Annotated in this window: 20 protein-coding genes; 7 read left to right on the top strand and 13 right to left on the bottom strand. The window is 65.1% G+C overall.

Annotated features, from left to right (window positions below):
- Positions 1 to 31 precede the first annotated feature (31 nt).
- Positions 32 to 1468, top strand: a complete 1437-nt coding sequence (locus tag MRY80_RS03765; protein ID WP_293288195.1) for an FAD-binding oxidoreductase — start codon at positions 32 to 34, stop codon at positions 1466 to 1468.
- On the top strand, positions 1465 to 2688 hold the full coding sequence (locus MRY80_RS03760) for a multidrug effflux MFS transporter (protein WP_293288192.1): 1224 nt from the start codon (positions 1465 to 1467) through the stop codon (positions 2686 to 2688). Before MRY80_RS03765 ends, MRY80_RS03760 begins: the two co-directional genes overlap by 4 nt.
- A 15-nt stretch (positions 2689 to 2703) precedes the next feature.
- Here the strand turns inward: MRY80_RS03760 and MRY80_RS03755 are convergent, their stop codons facing one another.
- From MRY80_RS03755 to MRY80_RS03735, 5 genes are all read right to left on the bottom strand, one after another.
- Entirely contained in the window at positions 2704 to 4227 is a 1524-nt protein-coding gene (locus MRY80_RS03755) for an AMP-binding protein (protein ID WP_293288189.1), read from the bottom strand.
- A gap of 5 nt (positions 4228 to 4232) precedes the next feature.
- Positions 4233 to 5051 (bottom strand): enoyl-CoA hydratase-related protein, encoded by an 819-nt coding sequence (locus MRY80_RS03750; RefSeq protein WP_293288187.1) that lies wholly within the window; start codon positions 5049 to 5051, stop codon positions 4233 to 4235.
- 15 nt (positions 5052 to 5066) lie between these two features.
- Positions 5067 to 6077 carry an NADPH:quinone oxidoreductase family protein gene (locus tag MRY80_RS03745; protein WP_293288184.1) on the bottom strand — a complete coding sequence of 337 codons (1011 nt, stop codon included), beginning with the start codon at positions 6075 to 6077 and terminating at the stop codon, positions 5067 to 5069.
- A gap of 46 nt (positions 6078 to 6123) precedes the next feature.
- Positions 6124 to 6885, bottom strand: a complete 762-nt coding sequence (locus MRY80_RS03740; protein WP_293288181.1) for a 3-oxoacyl-ACP reductase family protein — start codon at positions 6883 to 6885, stop codon at positions 6124 to 6126.
- Between the two features lie 81 nt (positions 6886 to 6966).
- Positions 6967 to 7947 (bottom strand): tripartite tricarboxylate transporter substrate binding protein, encoded by a 981-nt coding sequence (locus MRY80_RS03735; RefSeq protein WP_293288178.1) that lies wholly within the window; start codon positions 7945 to 7947, stop codon positions 6967 to 6969.
- Positions 7948 to 8227: 280 nt separating this feature from the next.
- On the opposite strand from MRY80_RS03735, the gene MRY80_RS03730 reads away from it, so the two are divergent.
- Positions 8228 to 8731: a tripartite tricarboxylate transporter TctB family protein gene (locus tag MRY80_RS03730; protein ID WP_293288175.1), complete on the top strand. Its 504-nt coding sequence runs from the start codon at positions 8228 to 8230 to the stop codon at positions 8729 to 8731.
- A complete protein-coding gene (locus tag MRY80_RS03725) occupies positions 8731 to 10254 on the top strand; it encodes a tripartite tricarboxylate transporter permease (RefSeq protein ID WP_293288172.1) in 1524 nt (507 codons plus the stop codon). The genes MRY80_RS03730 and MRY80_RS03725 overlap by 1 nt, the downstream gene beginning before the upstream one ends.
- 34 nt (positions 10255 to 10288) lie before the next feature.
- Here MRY80_RS03725 and MRY80_RS03720 read toward each other — a convergent pair whose 3' ends face one another.
- The 3 genes from MRY80_RS03720 to MRY80_RS03710 all read right to left on the bottom strand — a co-directional run bounded on the left by MRY80_RS03720 (position 10289) and on the right by MRY80_RS03710 (position 12203).
- A complete protein-coding gene (locus MRY80_RS03720) occupies positions 10289 to 10750 on the bottom strand; it encodes a RidA family protein (protein WP_293288169.1) in 462 nt (153 codons plus the stop codon).
- Positions 10747 to 11361, bottom strand: a complete 615-nt coding sequence (locus tag MRY80_RS03715; protein WP_293288166.1) for an NIPSNAP family protein — start codon at positions 11359 to 11361, stop codon at positions 10747 to 10749. Before MRY80_RS03715 ends, MRY80_RS03720 begins: the two co-directional genes overlap by 4 nt.
- 164 nt (positions 11362 to 11525) lie before the next feature.
- Complete coding sequence (locus tag MRY80_RS03710) at positions 11526 to 12203, bottom strand: GntR family transcriptional regulator (protein WP_293288163.1); 678 nt, start codon at positions 12201 to 12203, stop codon at positions 11526 to 11528.
- A gap of 280 nt (positions 12204 to 12483) precedes the next feature.
- On the opposite strand from MRY80_RS03710, the gene MRY80_RS03705 reads away from it, so the two are divergent.
- The 3 genes from MRY80_RS03705 to MRY80_RS03695 are packed head-to-tail and all read left to right on the top strand — an operon-like array spanning position 12484 to position 15911.
- Positions 12484 to 13572 carry a nitrilase-related carbon-nitrogen hydrolase gene (locus MRY80_RS03705; protein ID WP_293288161.1) on the top strand — a complete coding sequence of 363 codons (1089 nt, stop codon included), beginning with the start codon at positions 12484 to 12486 and terminating at the stop codon, positions 13570 to 13572.
- Between the two features lie 9 nt (positions 13573 to 13581).
- Complete coding sequence (locus tag MRY80_RS03700; RefSeq protein WP_293288158.1) at positions 13582 to 14916, top strand: Rieske 2Fe-2S domain-containing protein; 1335 nt, start codon at positions 13582 to 13584, stop codon at positions 14914 to 14916.
- A complete protein-coding gene (locus MRY80_RS03695) occupies positions 14913 to 15911 on the top strand; it encodes a PDR/VanB family oxidoreductase (RefSeq protein WP_293288156.1) in 999 nt (332 codons plus the stop codon). The genes MRY80_RS03700 and MRY80_RS03695 overlap by 4 nt, the downstream gene beginning before the upstream one ends.
- Positions 15912 to 16084: 173 nt before the next feature.
- Here the strand turns inward: MRY80_RS03695 and MRY80_RS03690 are convergent, their stop codons facing one another.
- The 5 genes from MRY80_RS03690 to MRY80_RS03670 all read right to left on the bottom strand — a co-directional run bounded on the left by MRY80_RS03690 (position 16085) and on the right by MRY80_RS03670 (position 20969).
- Positions 16085 to 16903 carry an ABC transporter permease gene (locus tag MRY80_RS03690; RefSeq protein WP_293288153.1) on the bottom strand — a complete coding sequence of 273 codons (819 nt, stop codon included), beginning with the start codon at positions 16901 to 16903 and terminating at the stop codon, positions 16085 to 16087.
- Between the two features lie 2 nt (positions 16904 to 16905).
- A complete protein-coding gene (locus MRY80_RS03685; RefSeq protein WP_293288151.1) occupies positions 16906 to 17727 on the bottom strand; it encodes an ABC transporter ATP-binding protein in 822 nt (273 codons plus the stop codon).
- 65 nt (positions 17728 to 17792) lie between these two features.
- Positions 17793 to 18581: an SDR family oxidoreductase gene (locus MRY80_RS03680; RefSeq protein WP_293288148.1), complete on the bottom strand. Its 789-nt coding sequence runs from the start codon at positions 18579 to 18581 to the stop codon at positions 17793 to 17795.
- A 61-nt stretch (positions 18582 to 18642) separates the two neighbouring features.
- Positions 18643 to 19695 carry an ABC transporter substrate-binding protein gene (locus MRY80_RS03675; RefSeq protein ID WP_293288145.1) on the bottom strand — a complete coding sequence of 351 codons (1053 nt, stop codon included), beginning with the start codon at positions 19693 to 19695 and terminating at the stop codon, positions 18643 to 18645.
- Positions 19696 to 19943: 248 nt separating this feature from the next.
- Positions 19944 to 20969 carry a nitrilase-related carbon-nitrogen hydrolase gene (locus MRY80_RS03670; protein WP_293288143.1) on the bottom strand — a complete coding sequence of 342 codons (1026 nt, stop codon included), beginning with the start codon at positions 20967 to 20969 and terminating at the stop codon, positions 19944 to 19946.
- Between the last annotated feature and the right edge of the window lie 128 nt (positions 20970 to 21097).

Here is a 21097-nt window from a genome sequence, read left to right as displayed (position 1 = left end):
CTGATGGAAGACCAATGATCGTTCTGTCCAAATGTCGGTGGAAACAGTGATCGAGGACCTCTCCGCCATTGTCGGTGAAGCCAATTGCATCACCGAAGCCGAACGGCTCGAGCCCTATGTCACGGAGATCCGGGGGCTCTTTCGTGGCGAGACGGCCGCGGTCGTGCGGCCGGGATCGACGGAGGAGGTCGCGGCGGTCGTCGGCCATTGCGCCGCCAACGGCATTCCCATGGTTCCGCAGGGCGGCAATACCGGCCAGTGCGGTGGCGGCGTTCCCAAAGGCGGCCCGCGAACGATCGTGATCTCGACGGACAGGCTGAACAGGATCCGCCGCCTCGACGAAGACGAACATGTTGTCGTCGCCGAAGCCGGCTGCATCCTCGCCGAAATCCAGGACGCGGCGGCGAAGGCCGATCTTCTCTTTCCGCTCTCGCTTGCCTCGGAGGGCTCGTGCCGGATCGGCGGCAATCTTTCCACCAATGCCGGGGGCATCAACGTGTTGCGTTACGGCAATGCGCGCGACCTGGTTCTCGGGCTCGAAGTGGTGATGCCGGACGGCCGGATCTGGAACGGCCTGCGCCCGCTTCGCAAGGACAACACCGGTTACGCGCTCAAGCACCTGTTCGTGGGTGCGGAGGGAACACTCGGCATCATCACGGCGGCTGCCCTGAAGCTCTTCCCCGCCCAGCACGAGATTGCGACTGCCTTCGTCGCGCTCGACGATCCGGCGGCAGCGATCCGGCTGCTCAGGATGGCGCGCCGCAGCACCGACGATTCAGCCACGGCGTTCGAGTTGCTGCCCCGCATCGCGCTCGACATCGGCTTCAAGAATCTCGGGCAGGCGACGGACCCGTTTGCGGACCCTCATCCATGGTACGCCCTTGTCGAGATCGCCTGCCACCAGGCCGACGCGCGAATGGAGGCGTTTCTAGAAGAGGCGCTGGAGAACGGCCTCGCCCGGGATGCCGTGATCGCGCGCTCGGGCGCGCAGCGGCAAGGCCTCTGGCGGCTGCGCGAAGTCGGTGCCGGCGGCCACCAGTTCCATGAGGGCGCGCTCGTCAAGCACGACATCTCCATGCCGATCGGCGCCATTCCGGAGATGATCGAGCGCGGGGCGCGAGAGGCGCAGAAGGTTGTCGCAGGAACGCGGGTCATCGCCTTCGGCCATGCCGGTGACGGCAACCTGCATTTCAACCTTGTGCAGCCGGTCAGCCATGATGCCGAGGCCTTTCGAGCGCGCACCTCCGAGTTCAACCGCGTGATCCACGACCTCGTGCATGAACTCGGCGGCAGCATCTCCGCCGAACACGGAATAGGGATGTTGAAGATCGCCGAGATGGCGCGCTACAAGCAGCCGCTGGAGATCGACCTGATGCGCCGTATCAAGGACGCGCTGGACCCGGAGGGCCTCATGAATCCGGGCAAGCTGTTTGCCTCTGACAATTCGCCGAACGGAGACGCACATTGAGCGGCGTCGCGTTCACGGCGGATTCGCCTGTCGAGGCCGCGAGACAAAAGCCGCCGGTGAAACTGCTGGTCCTGTTCGGCATTCTCGGGCCGCTCACCATTCACCTGATCATGCCGTCCCTGCCCAACATGCAGCAGGAGTTTGCGACGGACTATGCGACGGTGCAGCTTCTCATTTCACTCTACGTGATCGCGCTGGGTGCCGCGCAGCTCTTCGTCGGGCCGATGGCCGACATACTCGGCCGGCGCAGGGTGCTGATCGGCGGATTGACGCTTTATACTGTCGCGAGCGCCCTGTGCGCCTTCGCGCCGGGCTTCGAGGTCCTTCTGGGGTTGCGCATCCTGCAGGCGATCGGCGCCTGCACGGGCGCGGTTCTCGCCCGCGCGATCATTCGCGACCACTATGACGAAAGCCAATCGACCCGGGTGATGGGCTATCTCGCGATGGGCATGGCGGTCGGTCCGATGCTGGCACCCTTGCTGGGCGGCATCCTGTTCGAGATCGTCGGATGGCGGGGCCTGTTTGCGGCACTGGCGGCGATGGGTGTCGCCAGTTTCGCCTTCGCCTGGAAGTTCATCGGCAATTCCGGCCAGATCCGCCACGGGCAGAACCGCCTGAGACGGCTGTTCGCCGACATCACCGTGCTGCTGCGCAACACCCGCTTCATCCTCTACGCGGCCAACATCTGCTTCCACACCGGTATGTTCTACGCCTTCATCGCCGGCGGGCCTTATCTCGCCAGCGTGTTCCTGGGCATGACGCCGAAGGTCTATGGCGCCTGGTTCGCCACGGCGGCGCTCGGCTATGCGGGCGGCAATTTCCTCGCAGGCCGCCTTATCGCACTGGTTCGCAGCGAGACGCTTGTCCTGTTCGGAGCGATCGGCACTTTCACGTTCACGCTGATGCTTTTCCTGGTGCTCATGGCCGGGATCCATATGCCGCTTGCCATTTTCGGGCCGGTTGCGCTGGCGACGTTCAGCAGCGGCTTCGTGATGCCGACCTCCTATTCGGGGTCGCTCAGCATCGATCCGTCGCTTGCGGGTTCGGCCTCCGGCTTCGTCGGTTTCCTGCAATTCTCCTTTGCGGGCATCCTCTCCACGCTGGCGAGCATCGCGATCGAGGTCTTCGACACTCCGGTCGCCCTTGGCGCCGTGATGACGTTTGCCGCGGGGATCGGACTGCTCACCTCGGCCGCGGTGGCGGCGACGAAGCGGGTCTGACGGTCCGCGGCGCGGTTACAGCGAGAAGCTGATCAGGCCCGAGGTCTTCAGCTCGGTCTTGAGGATCTTGCCCAGATCGTTGCGCGGGATTTCGGGCACGGCAACGATCTTCTTGGGGCATTTGTAGCTCGCGAGATGGCCTTTCACGGCGGCGAGCATCGTCTCCTCGTCGAGGAACGGGTCCGTGACCCGGACTGCGGCGACCACCGCCTCGCCATAGTCCGGATGTTCGACGCCGTAGACGGCTGCCTCGGCCACGCCTTCGATCTGTTCCAGCGCCAGCTCCACCTCGCGCGGATAGACGTTGTACCCGCCGGAGATGATCACCTCCTTGTCGCGGCCGACGATGTAGAGATATCCGTCGTCGTCGAGCCGGCCGAGATCGCCGGTGTCGAAATACCCGTCCGGCGTCATCGAACTTGCTGCCAGGTCCTCGCGTTTCCAGTATCCGAGGAAGACGTTCACGCCGCGCGCCTGGATGCGGCCGACCGTGCCGGTCTCGACCGGCTCCCCGTTCTCGTCGGCGAGCCGCATCTCCACGCCCTCGGGGATCTTGCCGACCGAGCCGCGGCGTGGCGCCTTGAGAGGATTGGCCGCGATCAGGCCGGATTCGGTCGACGCGTAGCGCTCGACCACCGGCAGGCCCGTTCGGCCCAGGACCTCGTCGAACAGTTCCATCGAGAGCGGGGCGGACCCGCAGCTCAGGAGCCGCAGGTTCCGGCAGGCCTCGCGGGTGAAGTCCGGATGGTCGAGAAGGCGGCGGTAGATCGTCGGGACGGCCATCACCACGGTCGCGTCCGGCAGTCTCGCGATCATCCGGTCGATGTCGAATTTCGGCATCAGCATGATCGTCGCCCCGGCGAAGATCGGGCAGGCGGTCGCCATGATCAGCCCGTGGGCATGATATGTGGGCAGCACGTGCAGCAGCCGGTCCGCGCTTCCGATTTCCCACGACCGGTTGATGAAGGTGAAGGTGTTGATGATGCCTTCATGGCTCATGATCGCGCCCTTCGGGCGACCCGTCGTGCCGGAGGTGTAGAGCATCGCCGCCGCTTCGGCGGCAGCGGTGGGCGGAGGTGTCGCGTGTTCCTGTCCGTCCGTCAGGATCGCGTCGTGGCCGTCGCATGGCCGCAGCGACACGGCGAGGGGGCCTCCGCCGCCGGTGGCGTTCGCCATCCGGTCGAGATCGTCAGGATCGTCGGCGATGACGAGCAGGGGTTCGGCGTCGGAGACGATCCAGCGGGTTTCCTCGTCGGTGAAGCCGGGATTGACCGGCACGTAGATGACGCCGACTTTCAGCGCCGCGTAGAAGAGGGCGATGCTGTCGACGGATTTGCCCACCTTCGCGGCCACCCGGTCGCTTGTCTTCGCTCCAAGGCGAAGGAGGCCGGACGCGATGCGATCGACCAGGGCGCCGAATTGCGCGTAGGTCAGGTCGCCGGCGTCCGTTTCGAAGGCGATCTGGTCCGGCAGGCGCCTGACCGTCGCCTCGAGGAGGTCGTTCACATTGCGGGTGTCACCACGGGTCGGTCTGTCCATCGGCGTCATTTGCCCTCGAATACGGGTTGGGTGCGATCGCGAAAGGCCTGGTAGCCGCGCCTGTAGTCGTCGCTCTCGTCGCAAAGCCGCGCCAGTTCGTGCGCCTTCTCCCAGCGGTCGTCGTCGCGAACCTCGGTGCTGGCCCGGATCGCGGCCTTGGCGGCTCGCAGCGAGAGCGGCGCCAGCGCCGCCGACCGGCGCGCGACCTCCGCCACGGTCGCGTCGAGCTCCTGCTTGTCGACGAGTTCTGTCGCGAAGTCCCAGCGGGCGGCGACGTCGGCCGTGAAGAGTTCGCTGGTGAACATGAGACGCTTGGCGGCGTGTTCGCCGACCACGTCGACCAGCCGCTTCAGCCAGTCCGGCGAATAGGCGATGCCGAGCTTTCCGGCGGGAATGCCGATCTTGCCCGACGGTTCCATGAAGCGCAGGTCGCACATCAAGGCGAGCGCCATGCCGCCGCCGACGCAATAGCCGTGAATGACCGCGATCACCGGCACTTCCAGATCAAGGACGCCCTTGAAGGCGGCGTCGATGAGCGCGTTGAATTCGTCGGCCTGTTCGCGGGTCGCGCGCAGGCTCTCGAACTCGCCGATGTCTGCGCCGGAACAGAACGCGCTGTCGCCGGCGCCGCGCAGGATGACGACGCGTGCGGCGGGGTCGTTCGCCACGGCGTCCGCCGCTTGCGCCAGTCCGATGCACATCGCCCGGGTGAGCGCGTTGCGACGGCCGGGATTGTTGATCGTGATGGTGCGAATGCCGCCGGGATGTTGCGCGAGTTCGATGTTCGGCGCGCTCGCGCCGCCGAAGCTCTGGGGTTCCGTCACTGGCTCGTTCCTTCTTCAGGCATCGTACGCCACCCTAACAGCCACGCGCCCGACGGTCGCCCGGTCGGCCAGGAGCTGCAACGCCTCGCCGGACCGTTCGAAGTCGAAGACATGCGCCGGCGCGGGCGCACGAAGCGCGCCTGTCGCGATCCGGTTCACCAGGTTTTCGAACCTTGCATGCGCGGCTTGCGGCTCCTGTTCGCAATAGGCGCGAAAGCTGTCGCCGATGATCCGGCAGCGCCGGACAAGCGCCAGGTTCATGGGGATGCGGGGAATGCCGGCGGCAAATCCCAACACCAGATGGCGTCCGCCGACGGCGATGTTGCGCAGCGCCGCCTCGCTCATGTTGCCGCCGATCGGGTCCACGACGATGTCGGGGCGTTTCTCGCCGAGGAAGGATTTGAGCCTCTTCGACAATTCCGCGGGCTCCGCGTGCATGTCCAGTGAGCCGATCTGCAGGCAATCGGCGGCGCCGTTGGCGAGCGCCAGGTCGCGCTTGGCCGGGCTCGACACGAGGGCGAGCGCCTCGGCTCCCGTCTCGCGGCACACTTGCAGGGCCGCCGTGCCGACAGCGCCCGCGGCGCCCAGAACGAGTACGGTTTCGCCTTTTGCGAGATGCCCGTGGTGATGAAGAAAGTGGTCGGCCGTGCCGAAACTCACCGGAAGGACCGCGGCGGCCAGGAGGTCGATGCCATCCGGCAGAATGACGCAATTGTCGGCCGCCGTCTCGACGCATTGCGCCAGTCCGGCGCCGCGGCTGCATCGGGCAGCCACACGGTCGCCGACCTTGAGCGACGTGACCCCGGCACCGACATCCGAGACCGTGCCGCTGACCTCCTGTCCGGGAATGAAGGGATAGTCCGTCGCCTTCTGGTAGCGGCCGGACATCATCAGAAGGTCGACGAGGTTGAGACCGCAGGCAGCGACCCGGACGACCACATGGCCGTCCGCCGGTTTGGGAACGGGCCGGTCGCGCGGCATCAGCGTCTCGCCCGTTCCCGGTCCGGCCACCTCGTAGACTTTCATGTCGCTTTGCCCCGGCTTAGCCTACATCGGTGCAACGACGCACCGGTCAGAACATGTAATGGCCGCCGTTGACGTGGGTGGCCTGTCCGGAACAGAAACCGCCGCCGGGCGATGCCAGGAAGGTGATGGCGGCTGCCACCTCTGCCGGGTCGCCGAAGCGCTTCAGCGGGATCTCGTTCTGGATGCGCTCCTTTTCCTGGTGCGGGTACTGGCTCCAGTCGCGCTGCGTGTCGATGGCGCCGGGCACGACCGTGTTGGCGGTGATGCCGTCCGGGCCGAATTCGCGCGCGATCGCCTTGGCCAGACCGTGCAGGCCCGACTTGGCGGTGATGTTCGCCGCGCGGTGGGTCACGTTGCCCCAGAAGCCGTCGAAGCCCGAGACGAAGATGATGCGCCCCCATTTGCGCTCCTGCATCACCGGGATGATGTGGCGCGACAGCAGAAAGCCGGGGGTGAGGTTGGTGCCCATGATCTGGTTCCATTCCTCCGGATCCATGTCCAGGAAGGCGCGGTAGCGGCGGATGCCGACATTGGACACCAGGATGTCGGCGCTGCCGAATTCCTCGACCGCCGATTTGACCAGCCGTTCGCAATCCTCGTCGCGCGACACGTCGGCCATCACGCCCTTCGCACGGCCGCCGGCGTCGCGGATTTCCTGAACCACGGCCTCGACAGCGGCGCTGTCGGAACTGCCGTTGACGATCACGGCCGCGCCTGCGCGGGCGAGTTCGATGGCCGCGGCGCGACCGATATTGCGTCCCGATCCTGTGACGATCGCGACCTTGCCCTCAAGGTCGAAGCTGTTCATGCGATTTTCCTCTGCTTCGGTGAAAAACGGCCGGCGAAATGGCCGGCCGCTGTGTGGTGCTGCTTGAACCCGAGGGTTCGCTTATTGCGGCTGGATGCCGATTTCCGGGAGGAGCACCTCGAACTTCGCGAGATCGGACTTGATCAGCTCCGAGAACTCTTCCGGAGAGGAACCGACGGGCACGAGACCGGAGTTTTCGAGGCCTTCGAGAACCTTCTCGTCCTTCAGCGCGTCCAGGGTCGCTTCATTGACGCGGTCGATGATCTCCTTCGGCGTGCCCGCGGGTGCGAGAATGCCGAGCCAGGTCGTCATGCCGACGCCCGGGACGGTTTCGGCGACGGTCGGAAGGTCGGGCATCTTGTCGAAGCGCTCGGTCTCGGCCAGGGCGATCAGCTTCAGGGCCTTCGCCTCGAGATGGGGCATGGCCGAGGGCAGGGTGGCGAAGGCGGATTCAATGTGGCCGCCGACGAGGTCCTGCATGGTGGGGCCGCCTCCCTTGTAGGGAACGTGAATCAGGTTGATGCCTTCTTCCTTGTTGATCACCGCGCCGGCGATGTGCATCGCCGAGCCGATGCCGGAGCTGCCGAAGCGGACCTTGCCCGGATGCTCACGGGCATATTCGACATATTCCGACACGGTGTTGGGCGGAAAGTCGGGATGCGCGACGAGGACCATCAGCGTCTTGGCGACGATGGAGATGGGCGCCAGGTCCGTTTCCGGATCGTAGGTCAGGCCGGAAAAGACGAACTTGTTCAGCGACACCGGCGGATTGACCGTGATGACCAGCGTGTAGCCGTCGGGGTCGGCATCCGCCACTTCGCCGACGCCGATATTGCCGGCGCTGCCGGGCCGGTTCTGGATCGCCATCGGCTGGCCGAGCCTCTCGGCGATCGCCGGGATGATCACGCGTGCGGCCGTGTCGGTGGAGCCGCCGGGCGAATAGGGAACGACGACCGAGATCGGTTTGGACGGGTAGTCGTCCTGCGCCATCGCGGCGGACGCGCCGGCGAACGCCGCCGCCAGCGCCAGGGCGCGTAGCCCCATGCGGAATGTATGCTTCATGCTTTTCCTCCCTTGTTCGGAGAGCCGCGATCGTCAGACGCGCGACTCCAACTCAGGATCGGCAGCCTAGTCGATGCGGGTCCGGAGTCAACTTTTGTTTTGTAATGAAATTGCATGTTTCATATTTCAATCAAAATCGCGTTGGCACGCGCGCGGCAAGCTTCACAATATGATTGGAATATGAAACAAGCGCTTTGACAGTGATGCAGGGCGCATCTAGATTTTCGCGACTGCCGGGCGCCATGCTGCCGCCCGGGAAAGCGCTGGGAGGAGACGGCACTTGGCGGGCATTGGAGATCATGCAAATCCCGGGAGCGATGACGGCGACGTCGGGTCCCGCAGCGGCCGGAAGCTCGCCGCCGCATTCGGCGGCATCCTGATCCTGGCGTTCGGCCTTCTGGTGCTCGTCACGTCGTTCGACTACCGGATGGGCACGCTGCGGCAGATGGGGCCTGGCTACGTGCCGGCCATCCTCGGCGCCACGCTCACCGTACTCGGGGTGCTGGTCGTCGTGCAGGCGGTGCGCGAGGAAACGCGGATCGGATTGCCGAACATGCGTCCCTTCGTGATGATCAGCGCCAGCGTCCTGATCTTCGCGCTTCTGCTCGAGCGGGTCGGCCTTGTCCCGACGGTGGTCGCCACCGTGCTGGTCGCGTCGCAGTCGCAGGCCGGCAACAGGCTGCTCGCCGCCTTTCTTCTTTCCCTGGTCATCGCGGCACTGTCCTGGCTGATCTTCAGCTACGGCCTGCGCCTGCCGATGCCCGCATTCGCCTGGCGGTTCTGATGCAGATGATGTCCGATCTCGCGCTTGGTTTTGCCACGGCCTTCTCGCTGCAGAACCTGCTCTACTGTTTCATCGGTGTGTTTCTCGGCACCTTCATCGGCGTCCTGCCCGGCATCGGGTCGATCGCCGCCATCTCGCTCCTGCTGCCGGTCACGTTCTATCTCGATCCGACAACCGCGCTGGTGATGCTCGCGGGCGTCTATTACGGCGCGGAATATGGCGGGTCGACCGCAGCGATCCTGCTGAACTTGCCGGGCACCCCGTCCTCGGCGGTGGCCTGTCTCGACGGCTATCCGCTGGCGCAGCAGGGCCGGGCGGGCGTGGCGCTGTTCATGACGACCATCGCCTCTTTCGTCGGCGGCGTCATCGGCATCATCGTCCTGATGGCGTTCGGTCCGCTGCTCGCATCCGTCGCGCTCAAATTCGGCCCCGCCGAATATGTGGCGATCATGGTGCTGGGGCTCATCGGCGCTGCGACCATCGCGCAGGGCTCGCCGGTCAAGGGCATCGCCATGGTGGTCATCGGCATCACGCTCGGCACGGTCGGCATCGACGTCAACACCGGCACGCCGCGCTTCACCTTCGGCTATGCCGAGCTCAACAGCGGCGTGAACCTGATCGCGCTGGCGATGGGATTGTTCGGCGTGACCGAAGTCATCGCGTCGATCCGGCAGGGCGGCAAGTCGGAGGTCTCGCGCAAGATCAGCCTGCGGTCGATGATCCCGACCCGGGCGGACTGGCGCGTGTCCGCGCTGCCGATCCTGCGCGGCACCGGTGTCGGCGTGCTGTTCGGAACGCTGCCGGGCACCGGCCAGACGATGTCGTCCTTCATGACCTATGCCCTGGAGAAGCGCCTGTCGCGCCATCCGGAGCGCTTCGGAAACGGCGCCGTGGAGGGCGTCTCCGCGCCGGAGGCCGCCAACAACGCCTCGTCGCAGACAGCCTTCATTCCCACCCTGACCCTCGGCATTCCCGGAAGCGCCTCGATGGCGCTGATCCTGGGCGCCATGATGATCCACGGCATCACGCCGGGGCCTGTCATGCTCGACCGCCACCCCGAGGTGTTCTGGGGCCTGATCGCCAGTTTCTGGATCGGCAACGTGATCCTTCTGCTGCTGAACATCCCGCTGATCGGGCTGTGGGTCCGCTTCCTGCAGATCCCCTATCAGTTTCTCTACCCGCTGATCGTCGTCCTGATCTGCATCGGCACCTACAGCGTCAACAACTCCGTTTTCGACGTCGTGCTCGTGTTCCTTCTCGGCGGCGTCGGCTACGTGCTGCGGCTGTGGGACTTCCAGCCCGCGCCGCTCGTGATCGGATACATTCTCGGTCCGATGATCGAGGAAAACTTCCGCCGTGTGCTGACGATCAGCGGCGGCGATTTTTCGGAATTCGTCACCCGGCCGATCAGCGGAAGCGTGCTGGCGATCTCGGCGATCCTGCTGGTGTGGGGTATCGCGTCGTCCTTCAGGAACGGCCGCCGCCGGGAAGCCGACGGCGTTGGGGAGGCCGCGCAGCCGTGAGCTGCGCGGATCGGCCGTGAACGCTCGGCCGCTCCTACTTCAAGGCGACGACAGCCTCGACTTCGACGGAGATGTTGCCGGGCAGTGACGCGACGCCGACCGCGGTTCGCGCATGTCGGCCCATCTCGCCGAAGGCCTCGATGAAGACTTCGGAGCAGCCGTCGATCACGGCGGGATGGCCGGTGAACTCCGGCACCGCGTTGACGAAGCCGTTCAGTTTCACGACCTCGTGGACGCGGTTCAGGTCGCCGATCGCGGCGCGCAGGTTCGACAACAGCGCCAGTCCGACGAGCCGGGCGCGGCGCCTGGCCTCGTCGGTGTCGATCTCGGCGCCGATGCGCCCGGTGAGCGCGACGCCGTCTTCCACCGGCGCAAGACCCGACAGGAACACCAGTCCGCCGGCAATGCGCGCCGGCAGGAACTTGGCCACCGGAGGGGGCGGGGGCGGCAGGCTGTCGAGCAGCGCCGCCGGAAGCGGGTGCCGGTGTGCGCTCATTTCAGCGGAGACGCGGCGGTCGCCACGCCGAGTTCGGATGTCAGCGAGGTCAGCTGGGCCGAACCGCCGGGGGGCGGCCAGATGCCTTCCTTGGACGCCTGCGCGCGCGCCTTCACCCGGTCTTCGAGCGCCGAGTAGGGCCAGATGTGGAGCATCTTCTTCGGCGCGTCCTCGATCGAGGCCATGATGCCGAGGAGCGGCGACATCGCGTCGCGCCGGTCGATGACCTTGGCCCAGGCTTCTTCCGTCTCCGCCAGTCCGTGCGGCGCCAGGGTGTAGGTGCGGAACTCGTAGAACGGGCCGAAGCTGCCCGGCACGATCTCCTTGGAAAATGACAACGGCTTGTAGGCGGTGCGGCTCACGCCGCCGAGATGTTCGGCGATGCCGTAGGGATCGTCCTTTTCCATGTAGCTGGCGCGATCGGTGCTGATCGCGTCGGTGCTCTCGTAGCGTGAGAGCAGGTGGAAGCGGTTGAGGACGCCGAACTCGATGGAGAAGCAGCCGAGCAATTCACCGGACGGGGAGGCCGCCGCGCAGACGTCGGACAGGACCGGCATGACCGCGCCGAGCCGGTTCGGCAGGAGCGCGAGGGTCGTGAGTTCATAGAGCATTGTGCCTCGTTTCCGAATTTGGTGTGCGAATGGTATGCCAAATTCGTGCCACACGATGCCGCCGTTTGCAAGCCGGCATCGGGACGGTTGTGCGGAAGGCGCTGAAAATGGGGCTGACCCGCTGCGACGGAGCGGCAAACCCGCTTGGGTGGAGCGGTTCGGGTCTAGGCGATGACGCCGGTCAGGCGGTTGATGATCGCGGTCTTGACCACGGAAATATGGTCGGACATCGCCGCGCGCGCCGCATCCGGGTCGTCGCCGGCGACGGCGTCGAGCATGTGCAGGCTTTCCTTCACGTTGAACCGGGACTCGTGCGGATTGCGATAGGCGTTGAAGACGTGCGTGCGGCGGCGCAGGTCGCGGATCAGTTCGGCCAGCAGTGCGTTGCCGGAGGCCTCGGCGATCGTGCTGTGCAGCATGTCGTCCACCTCCCAGGTTTCCGCCAGGCTGACCGTGCTCTGCTTGCCGAGTTCGATGATGCGGTCGCGTATTTGTTCGACCTTCGACGCCGACAGCCTCCCCGCCGCCAACCGAGCCGCCTCCGCCTCGAGCAGTTGGCGTACATTTAGAATTTCCAGCAGGGCCTCGGTCGAAAACGGGCTGACTGTCACGCCGCGATTGGGCTGCTTGAACACCAGCCGTTCGGCTTCGAGGCGCCCGAGCGCCTCACGCACGGGGGTGCGCGACGCGTTCAGCCGTTCGGCGATCTTGCGTTCCACGATCACGTCGCCGGGCCGCAGTTCTCCGCTGATCAGGATCTGGATCAGCTTGTCGTAGACCTGTTCCGTGAGATTCGGTTTCGCGCCTTCGCCGGCGGCGGATATCGGTGAAACCTCGGTCATGGCGGATCCTCTTCGTACGGTTGACCTTCGACGCACGGTGCCGTCGGGCTTTGCGCGCGAGTGGTCATGGTGTTTGCACCGTATTCCAGTCGTATGTCACGCGAAGATGCGCCCGGCGACATCGCTTTCAGGTTGTTTCCCCACAAATCAGGGTCTGCCGTTTCTCCCGTCAATGCGCATTTCGTGATGTTGCGGCCTTGCAATCGCCGCGCAGTTGATAGATCATTGTTGGTATACCAATGGTGGGCAATCAGTCTGCCGACGAACCCGGAGACTGCGCATGACCACTGGACAGAACGCACCGAAACCGTGGCGGGCGACCTGCATCCAGATGAAGAGCGAGCGCGCCAGCCAGGCCTCCGACACGGCCGAGGCCCGGCAGGTCATCGCACGCAACCAGGCGCGCCTTGTCGGTCTCATCGAGCAGGCCTGCGCGTCGGATACGCCGCCGGATCTCGTCGTCTTTCCTGAGTTCGGGATGCAGGGGCCGCCGCTCGGCATGCCGGTCGGCCAGTGGATCGAACGGGCCTGCTCACCCGTCCCGGGCTGGTTGACGGAGCCCCTGCAGGATCTCGCCCGGCGCAAGGGCATCTACATCGCCGGTAACGCCTTCGAGGCGCCGGACGAATGGCCGGGGCGCTATTTCAACACCTCCTTCATCATCGGTCCCGATGGCGAGGTCATCCTGCGCTACCGGCGGGTGAACACGGCGGCCTTCCCCTCGGTTCACGATTTCCGCACGGCCTATCTCGAACAGACGCCGATGGAAGAGGTCTTCCCAGTGGCCGACACGCCGCTCGGCAAGCTGTGCGTCGTCGCCTGCGGCGAGATCAGCGTTCCCGAGGTCGCGCGTGTCATGATGATGCAGGGCGCCGAGGTGATCCTGCATCCGACCAATTCGCGCTATTCGGCGTCGCAGGAGGCGGCGAAGATCGCGCGGATCGCCGAGAACATGACCTGCATGGTGTCGGCCAACGTCGCCGGGCCGATCGGATTTTCGCCAGACGGGTCCCTCCTCGGCGGGCGTTCCCACATCCTCGACCACCAGGGGAATACGCTCGCCTATCAGGAGGATGCGGAGGAAAGCACCGCCGTATCCGCGATGATCGACATCGCTGCGCTGCGCCATGACCGCCGAGCCGATACCGGCCTGTCGAACCCGCTCCTTCGGGCCCGATTCGAAATGTACGTGCCGTACTACGAAGCGGCGCGCTTCTATCCCGCCGACGCCTTTCTCGACGCGCCGATGACCGACGTGAGCCAGATCGCGCCGGCGATCGCGCGGTCCCGCGTCAATCTCGAGAACGCGGGCGTGCTCGAACCGCTTGCCGCCGGGTCGGCCGAGCCGGAATCCACCGTTGAACTCTAGGAGAGACACATGATCACAGCAGAAGAGAATATAGACCTGTGCAGCGTCGGACGGGGCACACTGATGGGAGAGTTCTTCCGTCAGTTCTGGGTTCCCGTGTGCCTGTCGTCCGAACTCGTCGCAGACGGCGACCCCGTCCGTCTCATGATCCTCGGCGAGAAGCTTGTCGGTTTCCGCGACACCGAAGGCCGCGTCGGCATCATGGATCATCGCTGCCCGCACCGCTGCGCCTCGCTGTTCTTCGGGCGCAACGAGCAGGGCGGCATCCGCTGCGCCTATCACGGCTGGAAGTTCGATGTGACGGGCAAGTGCCTCGACCAGCCCAATCTCGAAGACAAGACCAAATACCCTGCCGGCACGCCGGCCTATGCCTACAAGACCTGCGAGTCGGGCGGCCTCGTCTTCGCCTATTTCGGTGAGCGCCAGGACAATCCGCCGCCGCTCCCGGAAATCAACGCTATCATGGGCGAGGGCGACGAGCGAAATATCGCGCTGACCCACCGTGACTGCAATTACATGCAGGCACTGGAAGGCGACATCGACACCTCGCATCTGGGGTTTTTGCATGTCGGTGGTGTCGATGGCGAACGTCTTGACCTCTCGGATCCCGAGGCCTTCACGGTCACCGAGAAGGCGCCGAAGATCAACGTGACCGAAACCAATTTCGGCACGATGTATTCGGCCCAGCGCAACGCCTATGAGGGCACGGAACACCAGCGTTACGCCTGCTACCTCTTCCCCTTCTGGGTCACCTATCCCGGTGGCGGGGGGCTTGAGGAAAGCAAGACGGTGAACGCCTGGGTGCCGATCGACGACGAGTCGACGATGATCTTCAACATCGACCTCAGCCGCGCCGCCGGCGGCGGCAAGAAGGCGTTGAAATACAAGGACGGCACGCCTGTGGAAGGGCTCGCCCGACCGCTCGAATACCTGCCGACCACGACCGACTGGAAAGGCCGCTGGCGGCCGGTGAAGGATGCCACCAACGATTACGGCATCGACCGCGAATGGCAGCGTTCGGGCGGCAGCTACACCGGCATCGTCGGCATCCCGCTGCAGGACCAGGCGATCCAGGAGAGCATGGGCCACGTCGTTGACCGGACGCTCGAGCACCTCGCCGCTTCCGACCGCATGGTCGTCCTCACCCGCCGCGTCATGCTCGACGCCGCACTGGCGTGGCGCGACGAGAAGATGTTGCCGGAGTTCGTCGACCGTCCCGAATATGCGCGCGAGGCCCGCGGCGGCGACATGATCGTGCCGAAGGGCACGGACTGGCTCGAGGGTTACGAGGAGGTGATGGCCCGCATCAAGGGCTATGTCGCGCCGAAAGAACCCGCCGAATGACGGAGCATTTCGCGGTTCCCGGCAATCCGGGCGAGACCGGCCACGCATCGATGATGATGCGCGTGCAGGCCATCCGCTGGCGTGCGCCGGACATCCGCGAGATCGAATTCTGCCTGCCCGTCCCGGGCGGCACGCTGCCCGGCATCGAGCCGGGCGGCCATGTCGATATCGAATTGCCGGGCGATCTCGTTCGCAGCTACTCGCTGACCAACGGCCCCGATCGCCGCGACGCCTATTGCGTCGCCGTTCGCCGCGCGCCCGACAGCCAGGGCGGCTCCGCCTATATGTGCGACAGTCTGCGTGTCGGCGAATTGCTGCGCGTGACGCTTGCCCGCAACACCTTCCCCATGGCCGCCGACGCGGCTGAATCGATTTTCATCGCCGGTGGCATTGGCATAACGCCGATCCTGTCGATGATCCGTCACCGCGAGGCCTGCGGCGCGGCCTGGCGTCTGATCTACGCCGCGCGCAGCCGCGCCGATGCGGCCTATCTGCCGGAACTCGAGGCGCTGGATGGCGACCGGGGACGCGTGCAATACCATTTCGACGACGAGAACGGCGGCGCGCATCTCGACCCCGCCACCTGCGTGGCGCAGGCGCCTGCCGGCGCCCATCTCTATGCCTGCGGGCCGGCGCCGATGCTGGACGCCTACGAGGTCGCCTGCGCGGATCTGCCGCCCGATTGCGTCCATCTGGAACGCTTTGCCGGTGACGCCGACCTGTCGGGCGGCGGCTTCACGGTCGAATTGCGCCGCTCCGGCAAGGAGCTCTTCATTCCGGAAGGCCGCACCATCATGGAGGTCCTGCACGAGGCCGGGATACGGGTCGCCTATTCCTGCCAGTCGGGCGTCTGCGGCACTTGCGAGACTCGCGTGCTGGAGGGCCAGCCGGATCATCGCGACCAGCTTCTGTCCGAAAGCGAGAAGGCGCGTGGCAGAACGATGATGATCTGTTGTTCGCGCGCCCTGTCGGACCGGCTGGTTCTCGATATCTGACGCGGTTCTCCCTCTGTCATCAACCGTTTGAGACAAGCCCCCGCCAAGCTGCGGGGGCTTTGTCGTTGTGGTCAGTGAAAAGCGCTGGACCCAACGGGCAAACGCAAAACGGCCCGGCTTCTGCGTGAAGCCGGGCCGTTGAACTGCGCGTGGTTGGTTTGTTTGAACGGCGATCAGCCCTCGCCGGCGATCTCGGTCTGCTCGCGCCACGGGATCATCGTCCGTTCCAACCAAGAGATCAGGCCGAAGAAGCCCATTCCAATGATGGTGATGATGATGATCGCCGCGAACTGCCGGGCGATGTCGAAATTGGCGCCGGCGATGAGGATCAGGTAGCCGAGCCCCTTGTCGGTGCCGATGAACTCCGCGATGATCGCGCCGATCACCGATAGCACCGTGGCGAGGCGCAGGCCGGCGAAGACGCTCGGAAGCGCCTTCGGCAGGCGGAACTTCCAGAAGATCTGCCAGCCATTCGCGCCCATCGATTTGGCCAGGTAGAGCATTTCCGGCGTCGTCGCCCGCAGACCCATCACAGAGTTGATGACGATCGGGAAGAAGGACATCATGATGACGATGACGATCTTCGGCGTCATGCCGTAGCCGAACCAGGTGAGAAGCAGCGGCGCGACGGCGACTTTCGGCACGGTCTGGCTGAGCACGATCAGCGGGTAGACGGCGCGGCGGATCACGCGCGAATAGACGATCGAGACAGCCAGCGGAATCGCGATGAGCACCGCGAGCGAATAGCCCAGCGCGATCTCGCTCAGCGTGACCAGCGCGTTGGGCAGCAGACGATGCCAATAGGAGCCGATCTCGCCCGCGATCTGTGTCGGGGCGGGCAGGATGTATTCCGGCACATTGCGCAGCGTGACGACGGCTTGCCAGAAGATGATCAGGCAGACGAGGGTCCAGAACGCCGGCGGCATGAAGGTCACGACACGATGCAGCATCTCGTTGCGTGCGCGGATCGGCTGGTCGGGGATTGCGGACATGGTCAGTGTTCCTCTCTAAACACGCCGAGCGATTTGAAGGTTTGCGTCAGTTCGCGCACATAGCCGGTGAATTTCGGATCCTCGCGCATGGCCAGGCGGCGCGGGCGCGGCAGGTCGATGTCGAGCACCTGCTCGATGCGCCCCGGGCGCGGTTTCATCACCACCACGCGATCCGACAGGAAGATCGCTTCCGGGATCGAGTGGGTGATGAAGAAGACCGTGATGTCGCGCTTTGCGCACAGATGCATCAGGTCGATCTGGAGCTGGTCGCGGGTCATCGCGTCCAGCGCGCCGAAGGGCTCGTCCATCAGCAGCAGCGGCGGCTCGTGCAGGAGGGCGCGGCAGATCGAGACGCGCTGCCGCATGCCGCCCGACAGCTCCCTCGGATAGGCATCCTCGAAACCGGTGAGCGAGACCATTTCCAGCAGTTCGCGGGCCTTCGCCTCGGCCGCCTTCATGTCGGCGCCGCGGATTTCGGCCTGCAGCAGGATGTTGTCGAGCGCGCCGCGCCAGTCGAGCAGGACGTCCTGCTGGAAGACGATGCCGAGATTGGAGTTCGGGCCGCTGACCTGTTCACCGTCGATCGTGATGCGCCCGGCCGTCGGATCGAGAAGGCCGGACAGGAGCATCAGAAGGGTGGATTTTCCGCAGCCCGACGGTCCGAGCACGGACACGAACTCTCCGCGCCTGATGTCGAGGCTGACCGGGCGAAGCGCCTCCACGTCGCCTTTCTTGCCGCCGAGAAAGGTCTTGCTCACATTCTCGATGCGGATGTGCGGATCGCCTTCGGCGACCTCGGCCATGGTCTGTGTCATCATGTTCATCGTCTTCGCCGGACGGGCCGGTCCTTTCACTGGTGTTCCAGATCGCGTGCAGGGTGGGTGCGGTCTCAGATCGAGCGGATTGCGCCTCCGTCGACCCGAATGATGCTGCCGGTGACGTAGCTGGCCTGGGTGCTGGCCAGGAAGGCGGCGACTGCGCCGAATTCTTCCGGCGTGCCGTAACGCCCGGCCGGTATCGAGGCGGCCGAGGCGGCGGCGACCTCTTCGACGGGCTGTCCCGATCGTTCAGCGGCGTTCCGGTCGAGCTGCGTCGTGCGCGCCGTGCCGATGCGGCCGGGGGCGATGACATTCACTGTGACGCCGTCCCTGGCGACTTCTCCGGCCAGCGTCTTCATGAAAGCGGTCACCGACGCGCGCAGGGCGTTCGACATCGGCAAATGCGGGATCGGTTGAATGACGCCCGACGATGTCACTGCGAGGATACGACCCCACTTGCGCGCGCGCATCTCGGGCAAGAGGTCGAGCGTCAGGCGCAGAACCGGGTCGACCATCGCGCCATATTGCGCGCTCATGACCTCCGGCTTGATGCCGCTCGGCTGCCCGGGGGGCGGGCCGCCGGTGTTGGCGACGACAATGTCGACTGCGCCTGTGCGCCGGCGGGCGGCCGTGGCGAGCGTTTCGGCGACCTGCGGATCGTTGAAATCCGCCAGCACGGTGTCGGCCAGCGGCTTGAGGCCGTCGGGCAAGCCGTCGATGGCGGCCTGCAGCTTGTCTTGCGAGCGGGCGGCAAGCGTGACGCTCGCGCCTTCGGCGAGCAACGCCGTGGCGATCGCCAGGCCAAGGCCGGAACTGGCGCCGGTGACAAGGGCATGCTTGCCGGATAGTCCGAAATCCATGTCTCTTCTTTCAAGAAAGCCCGGGCCCGCGAGGGCCCGGGGTTGTCAGTCGCTGTTGTCGTTATTCGGATGCCGGCAGGTAGGCATCCGTGTAGATCGCGTCGGGGGCCAGGCCCGGCTCCATGCCGCTGTATTTCTCGAGAAGCGAAATGGTCAGTTCGATGTCTTCCGGTGCCAGCACGCCGTAGGGCTTGCCCTCGGTCAGGGCGGTGTGCTCGTACTTCGCCATCGTCTTGATCTGGTCCAGGATCGCTTCGGGATCCGCGTCGGGCCGGTACTTCATGAAGATGTCGCGGGCGGCTTCCGGATCGGCGTCAACCTCGGCCTTGGCCTGGATGATCGCTCCGAGGAAGCCCGAGACGGCATCGCCGTGATCGGCCAGGAAGTCCTTGCGCACGATCACCGAGGAGCCGAGGATGTTCACGCCGTGATCGGCGAACAGGATCGGCGGCTCGATGGGCTTCATGGCCGCGACCTTGTCGCCGTCCGGATTGGCCCAGCCGTTGATGAAATCGACGTCGCCCTTGAGCAGCGCCACACGGTCGGCACCGCCATTGATGATCACGACCTCGACCTTGTCCATGTCGATGCCGTTGGCCTCTGCGAAGGCCTTGATCATGCCGTCCTCGAAGTTGCCGGCGTCGGTGCCGAGCTTCTTGCCTTCGATGTCCTTCGGCTCGGTGATGCCGGAGCCCTTGAGGCTGATGATCGAGGTCGGATCCTTCTGCAGCAGTCCGGCCACCGCGATGATGTCGCTCGCGCCAGCGGCCTGCTGGGCCTGGGCGAGGGCGCCGAGACCCGCGATGCCGATTTCGAAATCCTTGTTGCCGACGGCCTGGATCGTCCCGGTCGAGCCGTTGCCGTCAACGATGTCGATCTCGAGGCCGGCATCGCTGAAATAGCCTTTCTCCGCCGCCACGAAGAAGGGCGCGTCCACGCCGCCGGCGATCCAGGCGAGGCGCAGGCGCATCTCTTCCAGGTCTTGCGCCAGTGTTGGGGGAACGGTCGTGGCGATGCTCAAAAGCATGGCGCCGATTGCTGTGCTGAGTTTGGAATTGAGCTTCATCTTGAGACCCTGTTCGCTGTGCAGTCGTTGCTTTTCGCCTTCCGGCATTCTGATGGTATGCCACTGGTGTATACCAGTCAAACACCAAAGCTCAAAAACTCGCCACCCATTCGAAAATTCCCTGTTTTGCTCATTTTCTATGCACATTGCCGCAAATTCGGCGTTGGATTTCTGAAAATTTCAGCGACCGACCGGTGTTCCGCGCAGTGCGAAGGGCCTTGCAATCCGGGGCCGGAGACCGGTCGCGGCCCGTTCAAGGCCGGGGCGCAGCCGTCGGCGCGCCCCGGCGAACCGGATCAGGCCGGACGCAGCACGCCCTCGGCTTCGAGGTTGGCCAGAGCGGCACGATGGACCTCGGTGAAGTCCTGCATGGTCTTGACCGGATGGTCGGCGAGCGCGTTGGCGGGATAGAAGTCGGCCGACTGGTATGCCGCCCTGTACATCTCCCAGCGCGACCGCATCAGCCCGTTGCCCATGCCGGTGTCGCGCCGTGCCGCCTGCAGCGCCGCCACGTCGATCGTCGCCGAGCAGGCGGTGGTCTCTTCCGCCGTCTCGGTCATCGCCAGGATCTTGCCGGTGTAGTCGATGATCTGCGAATGGCCGCCGGTGAGCGTGTCGGAAAAGCCCGCGGTTCCGGCGACATTGGCGGAGATCAGGTAGCACATGTTCTCCGCCGCCCGGCAGACCTTGGCCGCGTCCGCCACCGGGCTGAGCGGTTCGTTGTTGGGATGCAGCAGCACTTCCGCGCCGCGCATCATGAACATGCGCGAAATCTCCGGCACCGCGATCTCGCCGCAGGGGAAGATCGCCAGCCGGCCGAGTTCCGTGTCGGCGACGGGGAAGATGCCGGCGTCGCCATAGGCGTCGCGATAGGCGTCGAGAATGTCGTGCGGTGACGTCCAGCTCGCCGTGTTGATACGGCGGTAGCGCAGGATCATTTCGCCCTTCGGATCGAGGCAGAAGGAGGAGTTGAAATACCGGTCCGGCCATCTCGGATCGACCTCGAAATGATTGCCCGCGATGAATATGCCGAGTTCCTTCGCCACCTCCGCGAGGCGGTCGGTGATCGGTCCCGGCATCGTTGTGCATGCACGGTCTATCCATTCCGGCACGGGCACGCTGCGCGGCGGTCCCTGAAACGCGAATTCCGGTATGACCACCAGTTTCGGCGGGTTGGGGCCGGCGCAGGCATCACGGATCATCCCGATGGCGCGGGCGATGTTGGCCTCGATGATCTCCCAGGTTTCGTCCTTGCTCTTTGCGTTGCATGCAATCCTGCTCTCGACCTGAATGCACGTGGCGTGCCAAGGCGCAATTTTCATTGCCGTGTCTCCTGTGTTCTTGTTCGTGGATTTCGGGTGGACATATGGAGTTCCCATGGTATACCAAATCGGAAACCAGGAATGCGTCAAGCTGAAATTCTGCGGAACTCGTTTCGCGCCGGATTTCA

Origin of the sequence: Oricola sp. (genome assembly GCF_022763245.1) — a bacterium.
Classification (GTDB): Bacteria; Pseudomonadota; Alphaproteobacteria; order Rhizobiales; family Rhizobiaceae; genus Oricola.
The sequence above is the reverse complement of the archived record's forward strand: the minus strand, read 5'-3'. Positions and strand labels throughout refer to the sequence as shown.